Raw genomic sequence first — 22,295 nt, forward strand, 5'->3', positions numbered from 1 at the left:
TCGCGCAGGCGCTCATCGACGACCACCGGTTACGGCCGGATCCATCATCATCGGATCCATGCCGAACGGGTCCAGGCCGACGTCTTCGTCGGGCGGACCGTCGGCGGCAAGTTCGGTGATCCGCCGGCGGTCGGCGGTGTTGATCGGCGGCAATGTGGCGAGCACGGCCGCCATCAATCCCGCGTAAGGAGAATTGCTCTCCTGCAGGGAAAGTCGCAGCAGTTCGAGTACCGGCACATGTTCGGCCAGCAGCCGCTCGCCCCGCGCCTGGTCGACGGTTGCGGCGAACTCGAGCACCAGCGGCAGGTAGTCGGGCAACTCTTCGTCACCGATGGTGATGTCGGCCTGCCGGTAGGCATGCTTGAACCGCAGCAGCGCCATGCCACGCTTGCGGGTGTCGCCGTAGGCGTAGTACGTCAGGTGCAGGCTGGCGCGCCGGCGCATGTCAAACGTCTCGACAAACCGGGTGGCGCGTTCGGTGGCGTTGGTGTCGCAGAAGTACCGCAGGAAGTCGCTCACCTGCGTACGGATCGGCTCGGGCAGCTCACCCGCGGCCGCCGCCACCTCGTCGGTGAGAGCGCATGTTTCGGCGGTCGGATAGTCGAGCAACAGCGCCGTGATGCGCCACACCAGGCGCTGCTGGTGCTCGGACAGGTGAGGACCGGTCGCTGTGCGACGGCCCAGGGACAGCAGCTTCATCGGGTCGGCACCAGCCCGTCGGGACTGCGGCCGTCCCAGTTCAGCAGATTGACCCGTGTCGGATCATCCTTCGGCACAGCGCTGTTGGTGTCGACGAGGTGGAACTTGTCGGCCATGGCGTCGAAGGCCGTCATACCCGGACCTCCGTCGCCGTCGAGGCTGCAGCCGGTCGCGATGGCGTCCAGCCGGTGCGCATCAGAGCCCGCACCACTCGGAATCACATACCGGTCCTGGTATTTGGCGATGGCCAGCAACCGGTACATCGACTCGATCTCCTCACCGGTGAGGCGGACCGACTCGGGAATGGTCTCGTCGAACTCCTCACCGAGGTTGGCCGACCGCATGTAGGCCCGCATGGCCGCCAACCGCTGCAGCGACGCCCGAACGGGCCCGACCTCCCCCGCCGTGAACAGTTCGGCCAGGTATTCGATCGGGATGCGCAGGGTGTCGATGGCGCCGAACAGATTGTTCCTGTTCTCGCCGTCGTGGCCGGTCTCCTTGAGGATGTCGACCACGGGAGACAGCGGCGGTACGTACCAGACCATCGGCATGGTCCGGTACTCCGGATGCAACGGCAGCGCCACCTGGTAGTCGACGATCAGCCGGTACACCGGCGAATTCTGGGCAGCCTCAATCCATTCCGGCGAGATGCCGGCGCGCTCGGCTTCGGCGATCACCCGGGGGTCATGCGGGTTGAGGAACACGCCGAGCTGCGACGGGTAGAGGTCCCTGTCATCGGTGACCGACGCCGCTTCGAGCACCTTGTCGGCGTCGTAGAGCATGACGCCGATGTACCGCAGCCGGCCCACGCACGTCTCGGAGCAGACGGTCGGGATGCCGACCTCGACACGGGGGTAGCAGAAGGTGCACTTCTCGGCCTTGCCGGTCTTGTGGTTGAAGTAGATCTTCTTGTACGGGCAGCCGGTGACGCACTGCCGCCAGCCACGGCACTTGTCCTGATCCACCAGGACGATGCCGTCCTCGGCGCGCTTGTAGATGGCGCCCGACGGGCACGACGCCGCACACGCCGGGTTCAGGCAGTGCTCGCAGATGCGCGGCAGGTAGAACATGAAGGTCTGCTCGAATTCGAGCTTGACCTTCTGGCTGACCTCTTCGACCTTGGCCAGCAACGGATCCCGGCCCACCTGCTCCGGACCGCCGCCGAGGTCGTCGTCCCAGTTGGCGCCCCAGGTGACCTTGGTGTCCTGGCCGGTGATCAGCGACTTGGGCCGCGCGACCGGCGTGGTGTCCATCAGCGGCGAGGACAGCAGGTTCTCGTAGTCGTAGGTCCACGGGTCGTAATAGTCGCTGACCGTCGGCAGGTCCGGGTTGGCGAAGATGTTCAGCAATCGCTTGAGCCGGGAGCCCGATTTCAGCGTGAGCTTTCCGCGCTTGTTGAGCGTCCACCCACCCTTCCAGCGTTCCTGGTCCTGGTACTGACGTGGATATCCCTGTCCGGGACGGGTTTCCACGTTGTTGAACCAGACGTACTCGACACCGCTGCGGTTGGTCCACGCCTGCTTGCAGGTGACGCTGCAGGTGTGGCAGCCGATGCACTTGTCGAGGTTCATCACCATCGCAAGTTGGGCCATGACCTTCATCGGTCCACTCCGCAGGCTCCGTGTCCGGTCATGTCAGTACTCCACTTCTTGCGAACGGCGACGGATGGTCGTCACCTCGTCGCGCTGATTTCCGGTGGGGCCGTGGTAGTTCAGCGCAAAGGACTGCTGGGCGTAGCCGCCGATCAAGTGGGTGGGCTTGATCATGATGCGGGTCAGGGCGTTGTGGATACCGCCGCGCTTGCCGGTCTTCTCGGTACGCGGCACATCGACCGCCTTGTCCTGGGCGTGGTACATGAAGACCAGGCCCTCGGGCATCCGGTGACTGACGATCGCGCGGGCATTCACCACACCGTTGCGGTTGGTGCACTCGATCCAGTCGTTGTCCTTGACCCCGATCTTGGCGGCGTCCACGTCGGACATCCAGATCGCCTGTCCACCACGGGAAAGCGTCAGCATGTACAGGTTGTCCTGGTAGGCCGAGTGGATCGACCACTTGGAGTGCGGCGTCAAGTAGCGGACCGTGATGGAGCGACCGGTCGTGTCCCCGCCTGTGCTACCGACAACGGGTTCGTCGAACAGTGCTGTCATGTCCAGCGGCGGACGGAACGTCGGCAACTGCTCGCCCATCTCGTCCATCCAGTCGTGGTCGAGATAGAAGTGCTGCCGGCCGGTGAGGGTGTGCCACGGCTTGAGCCGTTCGGTGTTGATGGTGAACGGCGAGTAGCGCCGGCCGCCGGTCTCGGATCCCGACCACTCCGGCGAGGTGTTGACCGGCATCGGGCGGGACTGCGTGTCGGCGAAGGTGATTCGCTTGCCTTCGTTCTCGGCAGCCAGGTCGACCAGTTCCGTGCCCGTGCGACGCTGCAGGAATTCGAAACCCTCCACCGCCAGGCGCCCATTGGTGGTGCCGGACAGCGCCAGGATCGCCTCCGCCGCATGGGTGTCCTTGGCGAGCGACGGCCGTCCCGCGGCCACACCGCGGTCGGAAACCCCGTTCACGCCACGCAGGTACTCGACCTCTTCGTCGGGATGGGTCGTGACGCCCTTGACCGTCAGGCCCAGGGTTTCCACCAACGGTCCCAGTGCGGCCATCTTGTCGGCCAGGGCCGGGTAGTCACGTTCGACCGTCACCAGGCGCGGCATGGTCTTGCCCGGAATCGGTTCGCATTCACCGGCTTTCCAGTCCAGCACCTTCCCGCCCGGCTGGGCGGTCGCATCGGAGCTGTCGTGCGCGAGCGGCATCGCCACGATGTCGCGGCGCTTGCCCAGATGCTTCTCGGCCAGCCATGAGAAGCCGCGGGCAATCCGGTGGAACGCGTCGAAGTCGGTCTTGGTCTCCCATGGCGGCGAAATGGCCGGCGAGAACGCGTGCACGAACGGGTGCATGTCGGTACTCGACAGGTCGTGCTTCTCGTACCACGTCGCCGCGGGGAGCACGATGTCCGAATACAGCGTCGTACTGGTGTTGCGGAAGTCCAAGGACAGCAACAGATCCAGCTTTCCCGCCGGTGCCTCGTCGCGCCAGCGCACCTCCTGCGGGTGCACGCCGTCCTCGTCACTGGCCGCCACGTTGTTGTCGGCGCCCAGTAGGTGCTTGAGGAAGTACTCGTTGCCTTTCGCCGACGAGCCCAGCAGATTGGACCGCCACACCGTCAGACAGCGCGGGAAGTTCTCCGGGGCATCGGGGTCCTCGCAGGCGAATTGCAGGTGCCCGGAGTTCAATCCGTCCATGACGTGCTGCGCGGCGTCCTTGCCGAGGCGGTCGGCTTCATCGGCCAGATCCAGCGGATTGCGGTTGAACGTCGGGTAACTCGGCATCCAGCCCAGTCGGCTCGCGAGGGCGATGTTGTCGGCCGCGGTCCGGCCGGCCAGCGTGCCCGTGGCCAGCGGCGAGGTCATGGGCTCGGTGGTGAACCGGTCGTAGCGCCACTGGTCGGTCGCCAGGTACCAGAACACGGTGCCCTGCATCTGGCGGGGCGCGCGCTGCCAGTCCAGGCCGAATGCCAGTGTGCCCCAGCCCGTCACCGGACGGCATTTCTCCTGGCCGACGTAGTGGGCCCAGCCGCCGCCGTTGACACCCTGACAGCCGGTGAGGATGACCAGGGACAGGAACGAACGGTAGATCTGGTCGGAGTGGAACCAGTGGTTGGTGCCGGCGCCCATGAGGATCATCGAGCGGCCCTTGGAACGCTCTGCGTTGTCGGCGAATTCGCGGGCGATGCGCTCCGCGGCCTGCGCCGGCACGCCGGTGATGGCCTCCTGCCAGGCCGGTGTGTACGGCTCGGCGGCGTCGTCGTAGCCGGTGGGCCACGTGCCGGGCAGCCCGTCGCGGGCGACCCCGTACTGCGCGAGCATCAAGTCGAACACCGTTGTGACACGTTGTCCTGCAACGATTCTGGTCGGTACACCGCGTTCCAGCACGCCCGGCTGGTCCGTGTCGAACCGAGGTAGTGCAACGGTGGTGACGTCGTTGTCTCCACCGTGCAGCGTGAGGAGGGGGTCGACCCCCTGCAGGTCCAGGTTCCATCGCCCTTCACCGGAGGCGGTGAAGCGATGACCCAGCGACCCATTGGGCACCACCGGAGTGCCGTTTGCGTCGAGGAACACAGGCTTGGACTCAGCAGCTTCGGTGTCGGCGTACTCGCCACCGAGATCCGCTGCGGTGAGGAACTTTCCGGGCACCAGCCGGCCGTCGCGCTCGGTCAGCGAGACCAGGAACGGCAGATCGGTGTACTTCTTGACGTAGCCGGTGAAGTACGGGGTGTTCCTCTCGACGAAGAACTCCTTGAGGATGACGTGGCCCATCGACATGGCCAGCGCGGCGTCCGTGCCGGGATTGGCCGGCAGCCACTCGTCGGCGAACTTGGTGTTGTCCGCGTAATCCGGTGACACCACGACGACTTTCTGGCCGCGATACCGCGCCTCGGTCATGTAGTGCGCGTCGGGCGTACGGGTCACGGGAACGTTCGAGCCCCACATGATGAGGTAGCCGGCGTCGAACCAGTCGGCGGATTCGGGGACGTCGGTCTGGTCACCGAACACCTGCGGCGATGCCACCGGCAGGTCGGCGTACCAGTCGTAGAACGACAGCATCGAGCCGCCCATGAGCGAGATGAACCGGGCGCCAACGGCATGACTCACCATCGACATGGCGGGGATCGGCGAGAAGCCGGCCACACGGTCGGGACCGTAGGTCTTGACGGTGTAGACGTGAGCGGCCGCGGCGATCTCGGCGGCCTCCCACCATTCGGCGCGGACGAAGCCGCCGCGGCCGCGGGCCGACTTGTAGGCCTTGGCCTTCTCGGGGTCCTCGACGACGTCGGCCCAGGCCAGCACCGGTTCCTGCAGCCGCTCCTTGGCTTCGCGGTAGTAGTCGAGCAGCAGGCCGCGGATGTACGGATAGCGCACGCGGGCAGGCGAATACGTGTACCAGGAGAACGACGCGCCGCGGGGACAGCCGCGCGGCTCGTATTCGGGCTTGTCGGCGCCGATCGACGGGTAGTCGGTTTGTTGTGACTCCCAGGTGATCACGCCGTCTTTGACGTAGATCTTCCACGAGCACGAGCCGGTGCAGTTGACGCCGTGGGTGGAGCGCACGACCTTGTCGTGCGCCCAGCGGTCGCGATAGAAGTCGTCTGCCGACCGGCCACCGACCTTGTGGATGGTGCGCTGGTCATCGGAGATCTCACCGCGGTGGAAGTACTTGGACAATCGCAGCAGCGCGTCGCCGGACATCGCCGGAGGCGATGATTTGGCTGATTTGGCTCCCGTCTGGCTTCCTGCCAACTCGACCACAAGCCCTCCTTTCGAGCCGATGAAACATGAGGCTAGGGCCGGTCGGACGGCGGTCAAAAGAACGCACGGGGCCATTTCCGGGCCTGTGCGACCGCGTTAACAGGCTCGTCATGTCATGAAATAAATGTGATTTCAGCACCACGGTTCCTACCTGCGGCGATCCGTTGATCAGGGCAAATGCGCAGCGTCGGGTGTGCGTCGCCCGTCACATTGCCGACGGGTTCCGATCCGGAATTCTTATCAACGCGGTAACAAACCACGGCCGGTGCCCGGAACGGCAGATCTCCTCCAAAGACAGAACACCGGCACCGTCACCGATGTCCTGATACTTCACAACGAGCGGCAGATTCACTCTTGTCGTTCGAACAGGTGTTCGATATAGTTTGTTATGGGAATCACACCGGATCTCAACCCCCTCCTCGACCGCCTTCGCGACCTGGTTGTCCGCGACGACATGACTGGGGGCGACGCACTCGAATCGATGCGGGTGCTGCTGATGCTCCGGGGCGTGGTCGATCATCTAACCGCGACGATGAGCGGGGTGCTGGACCGGTTGGGCGTGGCCGCGGGACAGGGGCGGACGTTGAGGGAACTGCTGATGTCATTGGGGTGTGCGCCGTCGTTGGCGGAGCGGCTGGTCCGGGTCGGTGGCGCCTTGCCGACGTTGCCAACTCTCGCTGCGCATGCTGCGGATGGGACGGTCTCGGGGGAGCATGTCGACGCGATCATCAAGGGCATCAACCATATTCGAGCCCGTTCGCCCGGTGATGTGGACGAGGAAGCCCGGTTTCGGCAGGTGACGGACCTGCTCGGGCAGTTCTTCTCCGGAGCCACGCCTGCCGAGATCGGCAACCGCGCGCGGCGACTGGGTAACCGGGTCGCGGCCGCTGAGGGTGGATTGCCGGCCGCTGAGGACCGCTCGGTCAACACCGTCAATCACCGGGTCACCAGCGACGGCCGTCTGCAGGTCCGCGCGGACTTGGACGCCGAAATCGGCGCCAAGCTGGTGGCCGCGATGGAGGAGTTGTCGGCGCCGCGGCCCGAACCCGATGGCAGCCCGGATGCCCGCTCTGCTGCGCGGCGCCGCGCTGATGCGCTCGATGCGGTGTTGGATATCGCGGCCCGCGGCGGTGACATCGCGAGTGCGCCGCGCACCCAGTTGTTGGTGACGGTGCCCGCCGACACCCCGGATTTGGCGCAGTTGGAGTATCTCGGGCCGATCAGCCGCGCCATGCTGGACCGGGTTTCATGCGACTCCGCGGTCACGACCGTGATCGTGGACGGAGAACGGGTGCCGCTGGACATGGGACGCGAGAAACGCCTGTTCCCAACACATCTGCGCAAAGCCCTCTATCTACGTGACCAGGGATGCATCAAATGCGGCGCGCCGGCAGGGCGCACCCACTGCCACCACATCCGGCACTGGATCCCCGACGGCGAAACGTGCCTCGACAACGGATGCCTGCTCTGTCCGGCCTGCCACGCCGACATTCACCACTACGGCTGGGACGTCGTCATAGGACTGGACAGACACCCCTGGCTCATCCCACCAGCGACCGTCGACCCGCAGCGAAGACCGCTACCCGCCTACAACCGCCGTACCATGCGCCTCGACGTGGCCGCCTGACCACCGCAGATACACCATCAAACGTGCTGTGCACCTTGATAACTCAATAGTGTTAACTGGCCCGCATGTTCGCGCGGCGGGTGGAATTCGCATCCGCCGCGCGAACATCAGGGTCCGCAAATTCAGCAGCGCCCTAGGGCGCTCTGATGAACTCGACGCCGGCGACGATGGCCGGGCGGTGCCGCAGAATCCGGTAGTGCGCGAGCCGGCCCAGGCCCTTGGTGGTCTCGAGCCGGGCATCCGGCCAGACCTGCACGATTTCTTCGCTTTCGGAGTAGAGCGCGTCGGGATCGTCCGGATCGTGAATCACCAGGAGCGGCCGGTCGCCGGCGTGAACCGCCAGCCTGGCGATGTCGGTGTCCAGCAGCGGCATGCCGATCCGTTTGTCCAGCCGCCGGTGCAGCCGGTCCCGGATGCGCCGCCCGAAATTGTGACGCTCGGCGAAAACATCCAGGTACCAGGAGAATTCGCCCATCGGCGCGAGAAAGACCAACTTGCCGGCCGCCGCGCCCCGCGCGACCGCCAGTGCGACCGCCTTGGCGCCCAGCGAATGTCCGATGACCGCGTGCGCCGGACCGTGCTCGGCGATGACAGCCCGCACCGCTTCCGCGCACTCGACTATGGTGCTGCGTCCCGGCGCGAGTGCGCCCGGCTCGGAGTCGTTGTGACTCGGCAGGTCGAAGGCAATTACCCGATATCCGGCCGCGACAAGAGGTTTGACGAAAACGGCCATGTGCGCCCGGCACCCACCCCACCCGTGCACCAGGTACACCAGCGGGCCCGAACCCCAGGATTGCCCGGCGAGCCGGTGGCCGTCCCACGACGCCTCGACGGGCGTGCTGTCCGGCAGCCCCGGCGGCATCTTTGTGCTCAGGTCGACATCCGGCACCGTGCACCACAGTTCGGTGGCCCAACGGGCACCGATCGCCGGCGCGAAGCGCTCCAGCCACCAGAACGCCCGGCGCGTCGCGTCCGGGACAGGCGGATGCACTCCGGATTCGGTACCCGGATCCGTCAGTGCCATGCGTAAACCACCTTGGTTCGAAATATGATGTCCTGCAACGATCGTCGTCGCGCATCGATGACGACCCACAGCAGCCCTACCGGAAACAGTACGCAGGCCACGGCCCGTAGGCAGGCCCGTACCGGCGACAGTCGCTCGCGGCGCAGGCCGGTGACCCGCAACCCCATCACGACCGAACCCACCGTGCTACCAGACACGGCCCAACAGGCCGTCAGGTACAGCACCGAAACGACGCCTGTCGCCGCGGTCGAGTAGACGAACGACAGCGTCGGCACGTGGAACATGATGGGACGGAACATGAACTCGGCCAGCCGCAATCCACCGTAGAGCAGTCCCAGCAGTGCGCCGACCACCAGGAAATCCACGACGGCAGCCGCACCGCGGCTGACGATCCCGGCACTGCGATCCGTCATGCGCGGTCCCGTCCCAGCAGGCGGTCGACGAATCCCGAGATCGCGTCGTCGGCCCGCTCTCCCTGACTGCGGACGTCGGACATCACCTCGGCGGTCATCGAGTCGGTGGATTGCCGGATGACAGCCTCCAAGTCGATGCCGTCGATCACCTCGTTGGCCAGCCCGATCAAATCGACTCGTTGACGCACCAATTCGTTGAGATCGAGTTCGTCGAGAACTAGCTCGACGACCTGCCCGGCGACGTCGGCGATCAACGCCTTGATGGGTCCCAACGCCCGCTCCCCACGCTCCATCATGTCGAATCGAGTGCGGCGCAACAGATTTCCGACGACTGGTAGCCGTTCCACACCGCGGTAGACAGCCACGGCACCACCGACGGCTGTCGCCGCCACCCCGGCGGCGAGCAGCACCGCGGGATTCGGCGGCGACGCGGCCGGTTCAGTCACCGCGCGTCACCCGCTCTTGCCAAAAGACGCAGATGTCCCCCAAACACGTTGTGTCGGGGGACATCTGCGTCGACTCGCGAAGAATTACAGCGGGGTCAGGCCGTGCTTGCGGGCGATGCGATCGTGCTTCTGCTTGTCGCGCAACAACTTCAGCGACTTACGCAGCAGCAGGCGGGACTCGTGCGGCTGGATCACCGCGTCGATGTAGCCACGCTCGGCCGCCGTCCACGGGATCGCCATGTTGGCGTTGTAGCCCTCGATGAAGTCGGCCTTGATCTTCTGCACCTCGGGCGCCGTCGGATCGGGGAAGCGCTTCACCAGCAGCTGCGCCGCACCCTGGGCGCCGATCACCGCGATACGCGCCGTGGGCCAGGCGAAGTTCAGGTCGGCCGAGAGCTGCTTGGAGCCCATGACGGCGTAGCCACCGCCGTAGGCCTTGCGGATCACGAACGTCACCTTCGGCACGTCGGCCTCCACGATGGCGTTGAAGAAGCGGCCACCGCGCTTGATGATGCCGCCTGTCTCCTCGGCGACGCCCGGCAGTGCGCCGGGGGTGTCGACGACGAAAACCAAAGGCAGGTTGAAGGAGTCGCAGAACCGGATAAACCCGGCAGCCTTGTCGGAGGCTTCGTTGCCGATCGCGCCCGCCATGAACAGCGGCTGGTTGGCGATGACGCCGACCGGCCGGCCGTCGACCCGCGCGAACGCCGTGATCATCTCAGGAGAGCGCTGTTCGGCGATCTCGAAGATATCGCCGTCATCGAACATGCGCAGCAGGATGTCGTGCATGTCGTAGCCGGCGTTGTCGGCGTCCGGCACGATCTTGTCCAGCTCGAAGTCACTCGGCGTCAGCTCGGGCTCCAGGCCCGGGTTGACGATCGGCGGGTCGTCCCACGTGTTGGCGGGCAGGAAGCTCAGGTAGTCACGGACGTACTGGAAGGCGGCCGCTTCGTCCTCGACGACCTTGTGGATGTTGCCGCGCTGAGCCTGGACGTCCGCGCCACCGAGCTCATCGAAGGTCACATCCTCGCCGGTGACGTCCTTGATGACGTCGGGGCCCGTGATGAACATGTAGCCCTGGTCGCGCACCGCCACGAGCAGGTCGGTCTGGATCGGCGAATACACCGCACCGCCGGCACACTTACCGAGGATGATCGAGATCTCCGGCACCGTGCCGCGGAGCATCTCGTGCCGGCGGCCCAGCTCGGCGTACCACGCCAGCGAGGTCACGGCGTCCTGGATGCGGGCGCCGGCCGAGTCGTTGATACCGATGATCGGGCAGCCGACCATGGCCACCCACTCCATCAGCTTCGCGACCTTGCGGCCGAACATCTCGCCGACCGAACCCTGGAACACCGTCTGGTCGTGGCTGAACACCGCCACCGGACGACCGTCGATGGTGGCGTGGCCGGTCACCACACCGTCGCCGTACAACGCGTTCGGGTCGCCGGGCGTCTTGCACAGCGCGCCGATCTCGAAGAAGCTGCCCGGGTCGACGAGCGCGTGGATGCGCGCGCGGGCCGAAGGAATGCCCTTCTTGTCGCGGCGCGCCTTGGCCTTCTCGTCACCGGGATCGGCTGCGCGCGCAAGCTTTTCGCGAAGTTCGGCGAGCTTCTCAGCCGTGGTGGCAGGGCTGCGCGTTTCGGTCACTTCAGTCACGATTCTCCTACTACCTACTTGCCGGCCTGGATCTGGTTGATGGCTTGGCTCATATGCGCGCCCACCTTGGCGATGTACGGCTCATCGATGGCCTGGATGTGCTCGCCGCCAATATGCACGACCTCCAAGTCGGGAGCGAACTCGCCCCAACCACCGTCTGGCTGACGGGTGGCGTACGCGGGCTCGAACACGATGGCGTCGTCGTGGTAGCGGTCCGCCATGTAGAGCACGACGTGGCCGTCGTACGGCTGGATCTCGATGGTGTCCAGCGCGCGGTTGTCGAGATACGACGTCCGCTGATGCTCGATGATGCCGCCCGGAATCTGCACGCCGCTCTGGGCGACGATGTCCAGTACGAACTTCACCTGGCCCTCGTCGTCGAGCTTCTCCAGTTCCTCGTACGGAATCTCCGGAACCTCGACGTTGAAGGTGCGCTCGGCGAAGCGGGCGTAGCGGTCCCAGCGGGCCCGCATGCCGGCCTGCGTCTTGTCGATCGGCACACCGGGCCGCACGCAGTCGATCAATCCGACATACCGGACATCGGCGCCGGCCTGCTTGAGCCCGATGGCACACGCGTAGGCCAGGGCCCCACCCAGCGACCAACCGGCCAGGATGAACGGACCCTTGTGCATCGCCAGCAGCTTCGGCACGTACTCGGCGGCGCGCTCTTCGATCGAACCCTCGACCCGTTCGATGCCATAGACCGGGATGTCCTCCGGCAGGCGCTTCAACAGCGGCTCGTACACCACCGTCGAGCCACCGGCGGGGTGGAAGACGAACAGCGGAACCTGCGGGCCGCCTTCCTTAGCGGGACGCAGCGTGCGGACGAACCCGTCGACCACACCTTCTTCGAGCTGATCACGCACGATGGTCGACAGCGCTTCGATGGTCTTGGCCGACCGCACCTGCTCGACCGTGACGATGCCCTCGGCGCGCTCGGAGAGCCGCTCGGACAGCTTGGTCGCGGTCGCGTCGTCGACGGCGGGCAGCTCGTTGAAGATGCCGCCGGGCGACTTGCCGGTCACGATCGCCCACGTCGCGAAGGTAACGCGCTCGGCCGCGTCGCGTGGGGGCACGTCAGCGCCCAACGCCTCGGTGACCGCCTCCTGCGTGAGAACCTTGGCCGCAGCTGCGGCCGCGGTGGCCTGGCTCGGTCCGGCGGGGTTGGTCGGCGGCGGCGGGACGGCCGGGCCGGCCGGGTTAGTCGGAGGAGCCGGGATGCCCTGCGCCGCAGCCGCATCCGTAGCGATCTCAGCGGCAGGCGTCTCCTCCGCCTTGTCGGCCAGCGGATGCCCGGCCTCGGCCAGCTTCGCCTCCAGCTCGGCGACAGTGGTTGCGCCGCCCATCAATTCGGCCTGCGCGGCCGCGATCTCCTCGGCGGTCTGCCCCTTCTGCGCCTCGGCCAGCTGGCCGACCTCGTCGCGGTGCTCGATCGCGTACTCGATCAGCTTCTGCACCGCGTACAGGTTGGCGTCGCGCACCGCGGTCAGCTGGATCGGCGGCAGGTCGAAGTCGTACTCGACCCGGTTCTTGATCCGGACCGCCATGAGCGAGTCCAGACCCAGCTCGATCAGCGGCACCTCCCACGGCAGGTCCTCGGGCTCGTAGCCCATGGCGCCACCGACGATGGCACCCAGCCGGTCGGCGATGGTCTCACCGGATTCCGGCGACCACTTCGCGAAGTTGGCGGCCAGGCCTGCACCAGCGGTCAGGTTGTCCTGCAGGATGGCCGCATCGTCTTCGGCGGCGGGCTCCGTTGCGGTCAAGCCGCTTTCGGCCACCGACGCGCCGACCGCGGCCGGAAGTCCACCGACACCCATGGCCCCGGTCAGATTGCCGCCTCCGACGGCGACGGGCAGGGCCGCGCCGTCACCACCACGGCTCACAATCGCGTCGTAGACCAAGGTGAACGACTCGCCCATGCGGGCGTGCACCTGCACCGTGCCGCCACCGGGGTGCCGGGTCAGCGTGGTAACCAGGCGGGCACCCGCACCGGGGATGGCGCGCTGCTCGTAGGCGGTCAGCGTGGCATCCGGAAGCACCTGTGCGGCAGCGGCTTTCACCAGCTTGCCCAGCGCCGCGGCGTCGACCTCGCCGCGCGGGGCGTACTCCCACACGTGGCGGCCGTCCGGGGTGGCGACGTGGCTACCCGGCTCGATGGCCGAGCTGTCGGCGGTGAAGTGCGCGTCCAGCCAGTGCGGCTTGCGCTTGAAGCGGGTCGGCGGGATCGGCGCGTAGTCGACGGCCGGGTCCGCGGCCGGCGAGAACATCGTCCGGAAGTCCAGGTCATGGCCATGCACGAACAGCTGGGCCATGGCATTGGTCATCGAGTCGACCTCGTCCTGCTTGCGGGCGAGGGTCGGGATCAGCTGACCGTCATGCAGGCCGGCCGACATAGTGGTGAGCCCAACCTGCATGAGCGCCACCGGGTTCGGCGCGAGCTCGAGGAAGGTGGTGTGCCCGTTGTCGACGGCGCCCCGGATGCCGTGGGTGAAGTAGACGCTGTGGCGCAGCCCCTTCTTCCAGTACTCGACGTCATGGATCGGGTCGGCACCGGCGCGGATCAGCTGGCCCTCGTGCACCGTCGAGTAGTAGGCCGTCTGCAGCGGGTGCGGCTCGATGCCCTGGATCTCCGCGGACAGCTCGCCGAGCAGCGGGTCCATCTGCTGCGTGTGGCTGGCGCCCTTGGTCTGCATCTTGCGCGCGAACTTGCCCTCGGATTCAGCGCGGGCGATGATCGCGTCGACCTGCTCCGGCGGGCCGCCGATGACGGTCTGGGTCGGAGCGGCGTAGACACACACCTCGAGGCCCGGGAAGTCGGCGAAGACCGTCTTGATCTCCTCGGCCGAGTACTCGACGAGCGCCATCAGGCGGATGTACTCGCCGAACAGCATGGCCTCGCCCTCACCCATGAGGTGGGCGCGCGAGCAGATGGTGCGGGTGGCGTCGGCCAGCGACAGGCCGCCCGAGAAGTAGGCCGCGGCCGCTTCACCGAGCGACTGACCAACCACCGCACCGGGTTTCGCGCCGTGCGCCTTCAGCAGCTCACCGAGGGCGATCTGCAGCGCGAAGATCACGGTCTGGACGACCTCGATGGGGTATTCGCACGTCTCGTTGGTGTAGTCGATCGCGTCATCGAGGATCAACTCGACGACGGAGTAGCCGCGCTCATCCTGAATGTGGGCGTCGACCTTGTTGATCCATTCCGCGAAGATCGGATCATTCAGATAGAGGCTCTTGCCCATCTTGCGGTGCTGGGCGCCGAAACCGGCCAGCACCCACACCGGGCCGTTGGTGACCGGGCCGTCGGCGGCCAGCACCAGCGGGTTCTGCTTGCCCTCGGCCAGCGCCCGCAGACCCTTGACCGCCTCGTCGTGGTCGTGCGCGAGAATCACGGCGCGCGAACGGCCGTGGTTACGCCGGGACAGCGAACGACCGATCGATTCCAGCGAGTAGGACCGGCCCGTTTCGCTGTCGATCCAGTCCGCCAGCTCGGCGGCAGCGGCCTTCTTGCGTGAGGTCAGGAAGCCCGAAACCGCAAGCGGCACAATGCGCTTGACCGGTTCGGCAGCGTCCAGCTCAGCGCGCGCGGCTTCGATCAGCTCCAGCGCCCGCTCGGTCAGGCCCGGCAGCTCCGGCTCGTCGTCGGTCTCGTATCCGTAGAACTCGGCGTCACCGCGAGAATCGAAGGAATCATCGCCACTGTCTGAATCTCTTCGCGCAAGCGGCTCATCGGCGAACTCGCCGTACTCATCCATCTTGACGCCGCCGACGTAGACGGCGCCCGCGTCGGAAGCCGGCTTCTCTTCGGCCACAACCTCTTTGGGCTCCGGCTCGACGAGGTCGCTGGGCAGCACCTGACGCATGACGAGGTGCGCGTTGGCACCACCGAAACCGAAACCGGATACGCCGGCGACGGCGTGGCCGCTGTAGCGCGGCCAGTCCGACAGCTCGGCGTTGACCTTGAGGTGTTCCTTGTCGAAGTCGATGTACGGGTTGGGACCCGCGTAGTTGATCGAGGCCGGCAGCTTGCCGTGGTACAGCGCCAGTGTCATCTTCGCGACGCTGGCCGCACCGGCAGCCGACTCCAGGTGTCCCACATTGGATTTCACCGCACCGAGCAGCGCGGGCTTGTCGGCGGCGCGGCCACGACCCACGACGCGGCCGAGCGCGTCGGCCTCGATGGGGTCACCCAGGATGGTGCCGGTGCCGTGCGCCTCGATGTAGTCGACGGTCTTCGGGTCGACGCCGGCGTCCTTGTAGGCCTTGCGCAGCACCGCTTCCTGCGCGTCAGGGTTCGGGGCCAGCATGCCGTTGGAGCGGCCGTCGTGGTTGATGGCCGAACCGGCGATGACGGCGAGAATCTCATCACCATCGCGGCGGGCGTCGGCGACGCGCTTGAGCACGACCATGCCGCCGCCCTCGGAGCGGGCGTAACCGTCGGCATCCGAGCTGAAGGACTTGATGCGGCCGTCCGCCGCCAGGACGCCGCCGACCTCGTCGAAGCCGACCGTCACCATCGGGGTCACCAGGGCATTGACGCCACCGGCCACCACCACGTCGGCCTCACCGGAGCGCAGTGCCTTCACACCCTCGTGCATCGCGACGAGCGACGAAGAGCAGGCGGTGTCGATGGTCATCGACGGCCCGCGGAAGTCGTAGAAGTACGAAACGCGGTTGGCGATGATGGAACTCGCGGTGCCGGTGATGGCGTACGGGTGCGTGATCGACGGGTCCGAGACGGACAGGAAGCTGTAATCGTTGGTCGAGGAGCCGACGAAGACGCCGACCGCCTCGCCGCGCAGCGACGACGCCGGGATGCGCGCGAACTCCAGTGCCTCCCAGGTCAATTCGAGCGCCATCCGCTGCTGCGGATCGATGTTGTCGGCTTCCATCTTCGCCAGCGCGAAGAACTCGGCGTCGAAACCCTTGATGTCCGAGAGGTATCCACCACGGGTGCGCGCCTTGGCCACGCGCTCGGCGATCCGCGGTTCGGACAGGAACTCTTCCCACCGTCCCTCGGGCAGATCGGTGATGGCGTCGCGGCCTTCCAACAGCGCCTGCCACATCTCGTCGGGCGTGTTCATGTCGCCCGGGAAACGGGTGGCCAGACCGACCACCGCGATGTTCATCACGTCCTCGTCGACGTCGCGGGACCAGTCCTCGGCGTTGGCGGCGGCGGTATCTTCCTCCGGCTCGCCCTCGACGATGACCTGCGCCAGTGACTCGATGGTCGGGTGCCGGAACAGCACCGTGGCATTCAGCGTCACCCCGGTGAGGTCCTCGATATCGCTGGCCATGGCCACGCCGTCGCGCGAGGACAGGCCGAGTTCGACCAGCGGGATGCTCTCGTCGATCGTGTCCGGCGACTGGCCGGTGGCCTTCGCGACCGCGTTGCGCAGCCACTCACGCACCTCCGGCACGGTCATGCCGTTGGCGCGCGACACAGGCGCGTTGTCACCCTCCTGCGGCGAAGTGTCGAGTTCGTTCGAATTGTCTTCGGTGTCAGTCATTTTCACTGTTCACTTTCGCCGCCGGACGGGGTAGTTCGGGCCCGGGATAGAGGAGTTCAGTTCAGATCGTCGGGGAACGCGTTGGCCACCTTGCCGCTGCGCAGCGAGCCGTCCAGATAGGCCTGGCGGGTGGCGCGGCGGCCGATCTTGCCACTGGAGGTACGCGGGATGGCGCCGGCCGCGGTCAGGAGCACGTCGCGCACGGTGACACCGTGGCGCACCGCGATGGCGGCGCGGATGTCGTCGATGATCGGCTGGGTCTCCAGCTTGTGGGCGCCCGGCGCACGCTCGGCGACGATCACCAGCTGCTCGGAGCTGTCATCGGGATCGCGCTTGAGGCCGACGTGGGCGTCGGCGAAGACCTCGTCGGGCAGCTGGTTGGCCGGGACCGAGAAGGCCGCCACATACCCGACGCGCAGGGCCTTGCTGGCCTCCTGCGCCGAGTACTCGAGGTCCTGCGGATAGTGATTGCGACCGTCGACGATAACCAGGTCCTTGACGCGACCGGTGATGTACAGCTCGCCGTCGTGGTAAGCGCCGAAGTCGCCGGTGCGCACCCAGGTGGCGTCGTCGGCGGCGCCTTCGGCGTGCGACGGGCTGGTGCGCGACTTGAGGGTGTTCTGGAACGTCTCCACGGTCTCTTCGGGCTTGCCCCAGTAGCCGGTGCCCATGTTGGCGCCGCTGATCCAGATCTCGCCGATCTGGCCGTCGGGCAGCTCGGTGGCGGTCTCGGCGTCCACGATCACGGCCCACTCGTCGACACCGATCTTGCCGGCGCCGGCCTGGGCCACTGCCTTCGGCGAGTCGTCCGGGACCACCACGAAGGTGCCGGTGTTGAGAGCGTCGCGATCCACCGACACGATGGTCGGCTCTTCGGACGACGGCGTGGTGGACACGAACAGCGTGGCCTCGGCCAGACCGTACGACGGCTTGATGGCCTTGGACGGGAAGCCGAAGGGGCCGAATGCCTCGTTGAACCGGCGCACGGTCGCGGCCGAGATCGGCTCGCTGCCGTTCAGTACGGCCTTGACGTTCGACAGGTCGATCGGTTCTTTGGGAACCCCGCGCGCCGCGGCGTGGTCGAAGGCGAAGTTCGGGGCCACCGAGATGACGCCGCCGGTGTCGCCTTCCTTGCGCGCCATCTCGCGGATCCAGCGCTCCGGGCGGCGCACGAAGGCGGCGGGGGTCATGAAGGTGAAGCTGTGCCCGATCATCGGCGCCAGCAGCGCGGTGATCAGACCCATGTCATGGAAGAACGGCAGCCAGGACAGGCCACGGTCACCCTCTTCACCTTCGAGGGCCTCAACGACCTGCACCACGTTGGTGGCCAAGTTGAGGTGCGTGATCTGCACACCGGTCGGGATGCGGGTGGAGCCCGAGGTGTACTGCAGGTACGCCACGGTTTTCTCGTCGACGTCGTCGCACGGCACCCAGGTGACGCCGACCTCGTCCGGCACGGCGTCGACCGCGATGACGCGCGGCCGCTCGTTCGCTGGACGGCTGCGGAAGAACTTGCGCACGCCTTCGGCGGCGGCGGTGGTGGTGAGGATGGCCGACGGCTTGCAGTCGTCGAGCACGGCGTGCAGGCGGCCGACGTGACCCGGCTCAGACGGGTCGAACAGCGGCACGGCGATGCGGCCGGCGTACATGGCGCCGTACATCGCCACGAGGTAGTCGAGGTTCTGCGGGCACAGGATGGCCACCCGGTCGCCCGGCTGTGTCACCTGCTGCAGGCGGGCGCCGACGGCGCGGTTGCGGGCACTGAACTGGGCCCACGACAGGTCTTTGGCTTCGCCGTCACGCTCGGTCGAGTAATCCAGGAACCGGAAGGCCAGCCGGTCGCCGCGGACCTTCGCCCAACGTTCGACGTGCTTCACGATGCCGGCACCGTCCGGGAAGGTGATCTTCCCGTTCTTGACGAACGGGTTGTGGAACGCCATCAGAAATCTCCTGTCACAGCCTGCCGCGCCGGCCACGTCGTGTGCGGCCGGTCACGCCAAATCCCGGCAAATGGTACCGGGCAGTAGCGATATGCCACGCCAAGATGCACCGTCAGCAATACGACCGTGCTCTTAGTTATCTCTTAATGTTAGGTGACGCGTATTCGCAGGCCAAATCGCCCCATCGCTTCGGCGGGCCGAACATTGGCTGGGTCGTACTCGCCAGTAGCCAACGCCGGATGTCAGCCGTGTTTGGGATGCGGCGCGTTGTCGACGAGCTGCTTGGCCCAGTCCAGTGTCCACTGCGTGGAGGTCTGGCCGTCAAGGCTCCAGAACTGCGGCGTGTTGTACAGCGCGTGCACCGGTCCCGCAGCACTGCCAGACAGGGTGGCAAGGGTGTTCGGAAGGTTGACGACGTTGAACGCCTCGGTCGGCGCGGCGCAGATCAGGTCACCCTTTCCGCAGATCTCGTTGACGCGGTCGTTGAGCGCGCCGAAGCCGCCGACGCGCGGTCCCGTCATGTTCAGCCCGAGCATCCCGAGCGGCAGTTCGTGCAGCGTGATCTCCGCGCCCTGTCCGGGAGGGTTCGGGCCGACATCCTTACCCACGTCGGGCTGACGCCGGCCGTCGGCGATCAGCGTCACCCCGAGCACCAGATCCTGGTCGATGGGACCGCGGCCGTTGCCGATGTCACTGGCGATGTCGCCGGCGATGACCGCGCCCTGCGAGAAGCCGACGATCACGAAGCTCGTCAGCGGGCATTTTTCGTTGATCGCCGCTATTTCTTCTACAGCCTTCTTCTTGCCCTCTTCCCGGCTGTCGTTGTACGACATCTGGTTGTCCGCGGCCAGCGGGTTATGGAACTGCGCGGTGTAGGGCACCGTGTACTGCGCCAGCCTGTCGGCACCGAAATCCTGGCCCAGCGGGTTGCTGACGTTCAGCAGCAGCGCTATCGGGAACGCCGGCGTCGGGTTCAGCGGGTCGAGGGCCCGTGACGACTCCCAGGTACCCGGGATCGAGATCAACTGCACGTCGGGGCAGTCGGCCGACTGGTAGGCCGACCGTGGCTTGGACGGCTTCGTGGTGGGACCCGAGGTCGGCGGCTGCGCGGAGGGCGGCGGTGTCGGCCCGGGAATCTCGCCGGGCTGACGCAGCCACACCACGATCGCGAACGCGACCACGATGACCAGCAGAGCTACCGCACCCGCCGCGGCGATGGCAAGGATGCGGTGGCGGCGACGCCGATTGTTGGTGGCCATATGGTGTGAAGTCTCCTGCGGGCAGAGTCGATCCGGTTGCGTTCCGAATGTACTCAGCGCTCGTCACATGGAGGTCACGCCGACTGCTTTTCGGCTGGCCAGCGCCGCTGCGCTGTGCGCGAAATCATGGAATTGGCTAGCGGATGACGCTCACCAATTCGCCCGACATGGCGCCGAGCTGGCCGCTCCAGCTGCCCCAGTCGTGCTGCGCACCGTCCGGGAAGTCGAAGTGCCCGTTGTGGCCACCGACGCTGCGGTAGTGCGCGTAGAAGGCGCGGTTGCTGCCCTGAGCCTGGTCGCAGTAGCCGATCATGGCCGCCGGGTCACTGCAGGTGACCGTTGACGGGCTGAACACCCAGATCCGGGTGTTGTTCTGGTTCAGCAGGCTCACGTGGACGTCCGGATCGTGCCACTTCCAGCGGCCCAGCTGCGGGGCGCCCCACATGCCGTAGGTGTCCACGCCGCCGAACTCGCGCATCCCGGCGGTGATGGCGCCGTTGAACGTCGTCGACGACGGGGTCAGGAACCCCGACAGCGAGCCCGCGAAGCGGAAGCGGTCCGGGTGGAACTCGGCCAGCGCAAGCGCGGCGGTGCCACCCTGGGCCGCGCCGACGACGCCGTGACCGTTCGGGGCCAGACCCTTGTTGGCCGCCAGCCAGTCCGGGAGCTCCTGGCTCAGGAACGTCTCCCACTGCTTGCTGCCGTCCTGCTCCCAGTTGGTGTAGAAGCTGAACGCGCCACCGGCCGGGGCCACCACGGAGATGCCCTTACCGGCCAGCGTGCCCATGGCATTGCCCGCGGTCACCCAGTTGCTCACATCGGGACCGGCGTTGAAGGCATCGAGGAGATAGACCGCGTGCGGACCGCCGCCGGAGAACGTCACCGGGATATCCCGGCCCATCGCAGCCGAAGGCACCATCAGCGTCTCCACGCCCGCGGCTCGGGCGGTTCCGGTGCCGGTCAGCATGCCCGCGGTGAGTGCCACCGCGGCTGCGCTCGCAGCCATCGTCCGGAACATCCCCCGCATTGCGTGCAGCCCCATAACCAACCTCACCTGTTCGTGATCGTCCGAGCGTCCTGAACCCGCGTTGTAGTGAACCACATCACCTCAGGAGATGGTGACCGAACAACGGGAGGGAACGTTGCCAGTAGTCGGCCGGATCTGCGCCCGCCCGGAGATAAACGACTGGCGGCGACGACCCGTGAAGGTCGCCGCCGCCAGTGCGAGTTGTTGCCAGAGGATTTACCTCAGGAGCAAGGGCTTACGCCTGTCCCGAAGCACCCAGCACACGCTGCAGGTCAGGCTTCATGGCCTGCAGCTGCTGGCCCCAGTAGCCCCAGTCGTGGGTACCGCTGTTGGGGAAGTTGAACACACCGTTGGTACCACCGGCAGCCAGGTAGTTCTGCTGGAAGGTGCGGTTGGTGCGGATGGTCAGGCCCTCGAGGAACTTGGCCGGCACGTTGTCGCCGCCCAGGTCGCTCGGGTTGCCGTCGCCGCAGTAGACCCACAGGCGGGTGTTGTTGGCGACCAGCGTGGCCATCTGGACCATCGGGTCGTTGCGCTTCCAGGCGTTGTTCGGGTCGCCAGTGGAGCCCCACATGTCGTCGGCCTTGTAGCCGCCGGCGTCACCCATCGAGATGTTGACCAGGAACGGCCACCAGCCCTCGGACAGGTTCAGGAAGCCCGACATCGAGCCCGCGTAGATGAACTGCTGCGGGTGGTAGATGGCGAGGGTCATCGCGGCCGAACCGGCCATCGACAGACCGACAGCAGCGCCACCGGTCGGCTTGACCGACTTGTTGGCCTGCAGGTAGGCGGGCAGCTCCTGGGTCAGGAACGTCTCCCACTTGTAGGTGGAGCAACCAGCCTTGCCACAAGCCGGCTTGTACCAGTCGCTGTAGAAGCTGGACTGGCCGCCGACCGGCATGACCATCGAGATGCCCGAGCCGTTGTACCACTCGAAGGCGGCGGTGTTGATGTCCCAGCCGTTGAAGTCGTCCTGCGCACGCAGGCCGTCAAGCATGTAGACGGCCGGCGAACCCGCGCCGCCGCTCTGGAACTGGATTTTGATGTCGCGACCCATGGCCGCAGACGGAACCTGCAGGTACTCAACCGGCAGCCCGGGACGCGAGAAAGCCCCTGCAGTCGCCGTTTCACCGACGACCCCGACAAGACCGGGTAGCGCTGCCGCGGCAACGGCCGCAACCGCCATCCGGCGCGGCATGGCCTTGGCCATCGACCGCATCTTCCCAACGAAACTCATACCGCTCCCTAAATTTTCCTATGACGGCGTACGGACAACCCTCACCACCGCCTCTGCCGTTGAGGTGACGATCAGGCCGGGCACACACGCCCGA

13 protein-coding genes are annotated in these 22,295 nt (G+C 66.6%); 1 reads left to right on the top strand and 12 read right to left on the bottom strand.

Annotated elements, in window-relative coordinates:
- Positions 1-12: 12 nt before the first annotated feature.
- Genes narJ through ACX12F_RS27615 form a run of 3 tightly spaced genes read right to left on the bottom strand, consistent with a single transcriptional unit; the run spans position 13 to position 5,996 of the window.
- Positions 13-699: a nitrate reductase molybdenum cofactor assembly chaperone gene (gene narJ, locus ACX12F_RS27605; RefSeq protein WP_459367409.1), complete on the bottom strand. Its 687-nt coding sequence runs from the start codon at positions 697-699 to the stop codon at positions 13-15.
- The gene (narH, locus tag ACX12F_RS27610; RefSeq protein WP_459367410.1) at positions 696-2,300 is read right to left on the bottom strand and encodes a nitrate reductase subunit beta; all 1,605 of its coding nucleotides are present in this window, start codon (positions 2,298-2,300) and stop codon (positions 696-698) included. Before narH ends, narJ begins: the two co-directional genes overlap by 4 nt.
- A gap of 33 nt (positions 2,301-2,333) precedes the next feature.
- On the bottom strand, positions 2,334-5,996 hold the full coding sequence (locus ACX12F_RS27615; RefSeq protein WP_459370534.1) for a nitrate reductase subunit alpha: 3,663 nt from the start codon (positions 5,994-5,996) through the stop codon (positions 2,334-2,336).
- A gap of 448 nt (positions 5,997-6,444) precedes the next feature.
- Between ACX12F_RS27615 and ACX12F_RS27620 the strand changes: the two genes are divergently transcribed.
- Complete coding sequence (locus tag ACX12F_RS27620) at positions 6,445-7,683, top strand: HNH endonuclease (RefSeq protein ID WP_459367411.1); 1,239 nt, start codon at positions 6,445-6,447, stop codon at positions 7,681-7,683.
- Between the two features lie 133 nt (positions 7,684-7,816).
- Here ACX12F_RS27620 and ACX12F_RS27625 read toward each other — a convergent pair whose 3' ends face one another.
- The 9 genes from ACX12F_RS27625 to ACX12F_RS27665 form a co-directional block, all read right to left on the bottom strand.
- Positions 7,817-8,707, bottom strand: coding sequence for an alpha/beta fold hydrolase (locus ACX12F_RS27625; RefSeq protein WP_459367412.1), 891 nt, complete (start codon positions 8,705-8,707; stop codon positions 7,817-7,819).
- A complete protein-coding gene (locus ACX12F_RS27630; RefSeq protein WP_459367413.1) occupies positions 8,698-9,120 on the bottom strand; it encodes an RDD family protein in 423 nt (140 codons plus the stop codon). The genes ACX12F_RS27625 and ACX12F_RS27630 overlap by 10 nt, the downstream gene beginning before the upstream one ends.
- Entirely contained in the window at positions 9,117-9,566 is a 450-nt protein-coding gene (locus ACX12F_RS27635) for a hypothetical protein (protein ID WP_459367414.1), read from the bottom strand. The genes ACX12F_RS27630 and ACX12F_RS27635 overlap by 4 nt, the downstream gene beginning before the upstream one ends.
- 84 nt (positions 9,567-9,650) lie before the next feature.
- Positions 9,651-11,216 (bottom strand): acyl-CoA carboxylase subunit beta, encoded by a 1,566-nt coding sequence (locus tag ACX12F_RS27640; RefSeq protein WP_459370535.1) that lies wholly within the window; start codon positions 11,214-11,216, stop codon positions 9,651-9,653.
- A gap of 23 nt (positions 11,217-11,239) precedes the next feature.
- A complete protein-coding gene (pks13, locus tag ACX12F_RS27645; RefSeq protein ID WP_459367415.1) occupies positions 11,240-16,738 on the bottom strand; it encodes a polyketide synthase Pks13 in 5,499 nt (1,832 codons plus the stop codon).
- Positions 16,739-16,794: 56 nt separating this feature from the next.
- Positions 16,795-18,678 (bottom strand): long-chain-fatty-acid--AMP ligase FadD32, encoded by a 1,884-nt coding sequence (gene fadD32 / locus ACX12F_RS27650; protein ID WP_459367416.1) that lies wholly within the window; start codon positions 18,676-18,678, stop codon positions 16,795-16,797.
- Between the two features lie 242 nt (positions 18,679-18,920).
- The gene (gene culp6 / locus ACX12F_RS27655; RefSeq protein WP_459367417.1) at positions 18,921-19,937 is read right to left on the bottom strand and encodes a carboxylesterase Culp6; all 1,017 of its coding nucleotides are present in this window, start codon (positions 19,935-19,937) and stop codon (positions 18,921-18,923) included.
- 136 nt (positions 19,938-20,073) lie between these two features.
- Positions 20,074-20,964 (bottom strand): alpha/beta hydrolase-fold protein, encoded by an 891-nt coding sequence (locus tag ACX12F_RS27660; protein ID WP_459370536.1) that lies wholly within the window; start codon positions 20,962-20,964, stop codon positions 20,074-20,076.
- Between the two features lie 235 nt (positions 20,965-21,199).
- Positions 21,200-22,201 (bottom strand): esterase family protein, encoded by a 1,002-nt coding sequence (locus tag ACX12F_RS27665; RefSeq protein ID WP_459367418.1) that lies wholly within the window; start codon positions 22,199-22,201, stop codon positions 21,200-21,202.
- Positions 22,202-22,295: the final 94 nt, after the last annotated feature.

This window comes from Mycolicibacterium sp. HS_4_1 (genome assembly GCF_054515875.1).

Bases quoted from the DNA above. Each gene is read 5' to 3' on its own strand.
- narJ (WP_459367409.1), bottom strand. From the start codon at position 699: ATGAAGCTGCTGTCCCTGGGCCGTCGCACAGCGACCGGTCCTCACCTG.
- narH (WP_459367410.1), bottom strand. From the start codon at position 2,300: ATGAAGGTCATGGCCCAACTTGCGATGGTGATGAACCTCGACAAGTGC.
- ACX12F_RS27615 (WP_459370534.1), bottom strand. From the start codon at position 5,996: ATGTCCGGCGACGCGCTGCTGCGATTGTCCAAGTACTTCCACCGCGGT.
- ACX12F_RS27620 (WP_459367411.1), top strand. From the start codon at position 6,445: ATGGGAATCACACCGGATCTCAACCCCCTCCTCGACCGCCTTCGCGAC.
- ACX12F_RS27625 (WP_459367412.1), bottom strand. From the start codon at position 8,707: ATGGCACTGACGGATCCGGGTACCGAATCCGGAGTGCATCCGCCTGTC.
- ACX12F_RS27630 (WP_459367413.1), bottom strand. From the start codon at position 9,120: ATGACGGATCGCAGTGCCGGGATCGTCAGCCGCGGTGCGGCTGCCGTC.
- pks13 (WP_459367415.1), bottom strand. From the start codon at position 16,738: ATGACTGACACCGAAGACAATTCGAACGAACTCGACACTTCGCCGCAG.
- fadD32 (WP_459367416.1), bottom strand. From the start codon at position 18,678: ATGGCGTTCCACAACCCGTTCGTCAAGAACGGGAAGATCACCTTCCCG.
- culp6 (WP_459367417.1), bottom strand. From the start codon at position 19,937: ATGGCCACCAACAATCGGCGTCGCCGCCACCGCATCCTTGCCATCGCC.
- ACX12F_RS27660 (WP_459370536.1), bottom strand. From the start codon at position 20,964: ATGCGGGGGATGTTCCGGACGATGGCTGCGAGCGCAGCCGCGGTGGCA.
- ACX12F_RS27665 (WP_459367418.1), bottom strand. From the start codon at position 22,201: ATGAGTTTCGTTGGGAAGATGCGGTCGATGGCCAAGGCCATGCCGCGC.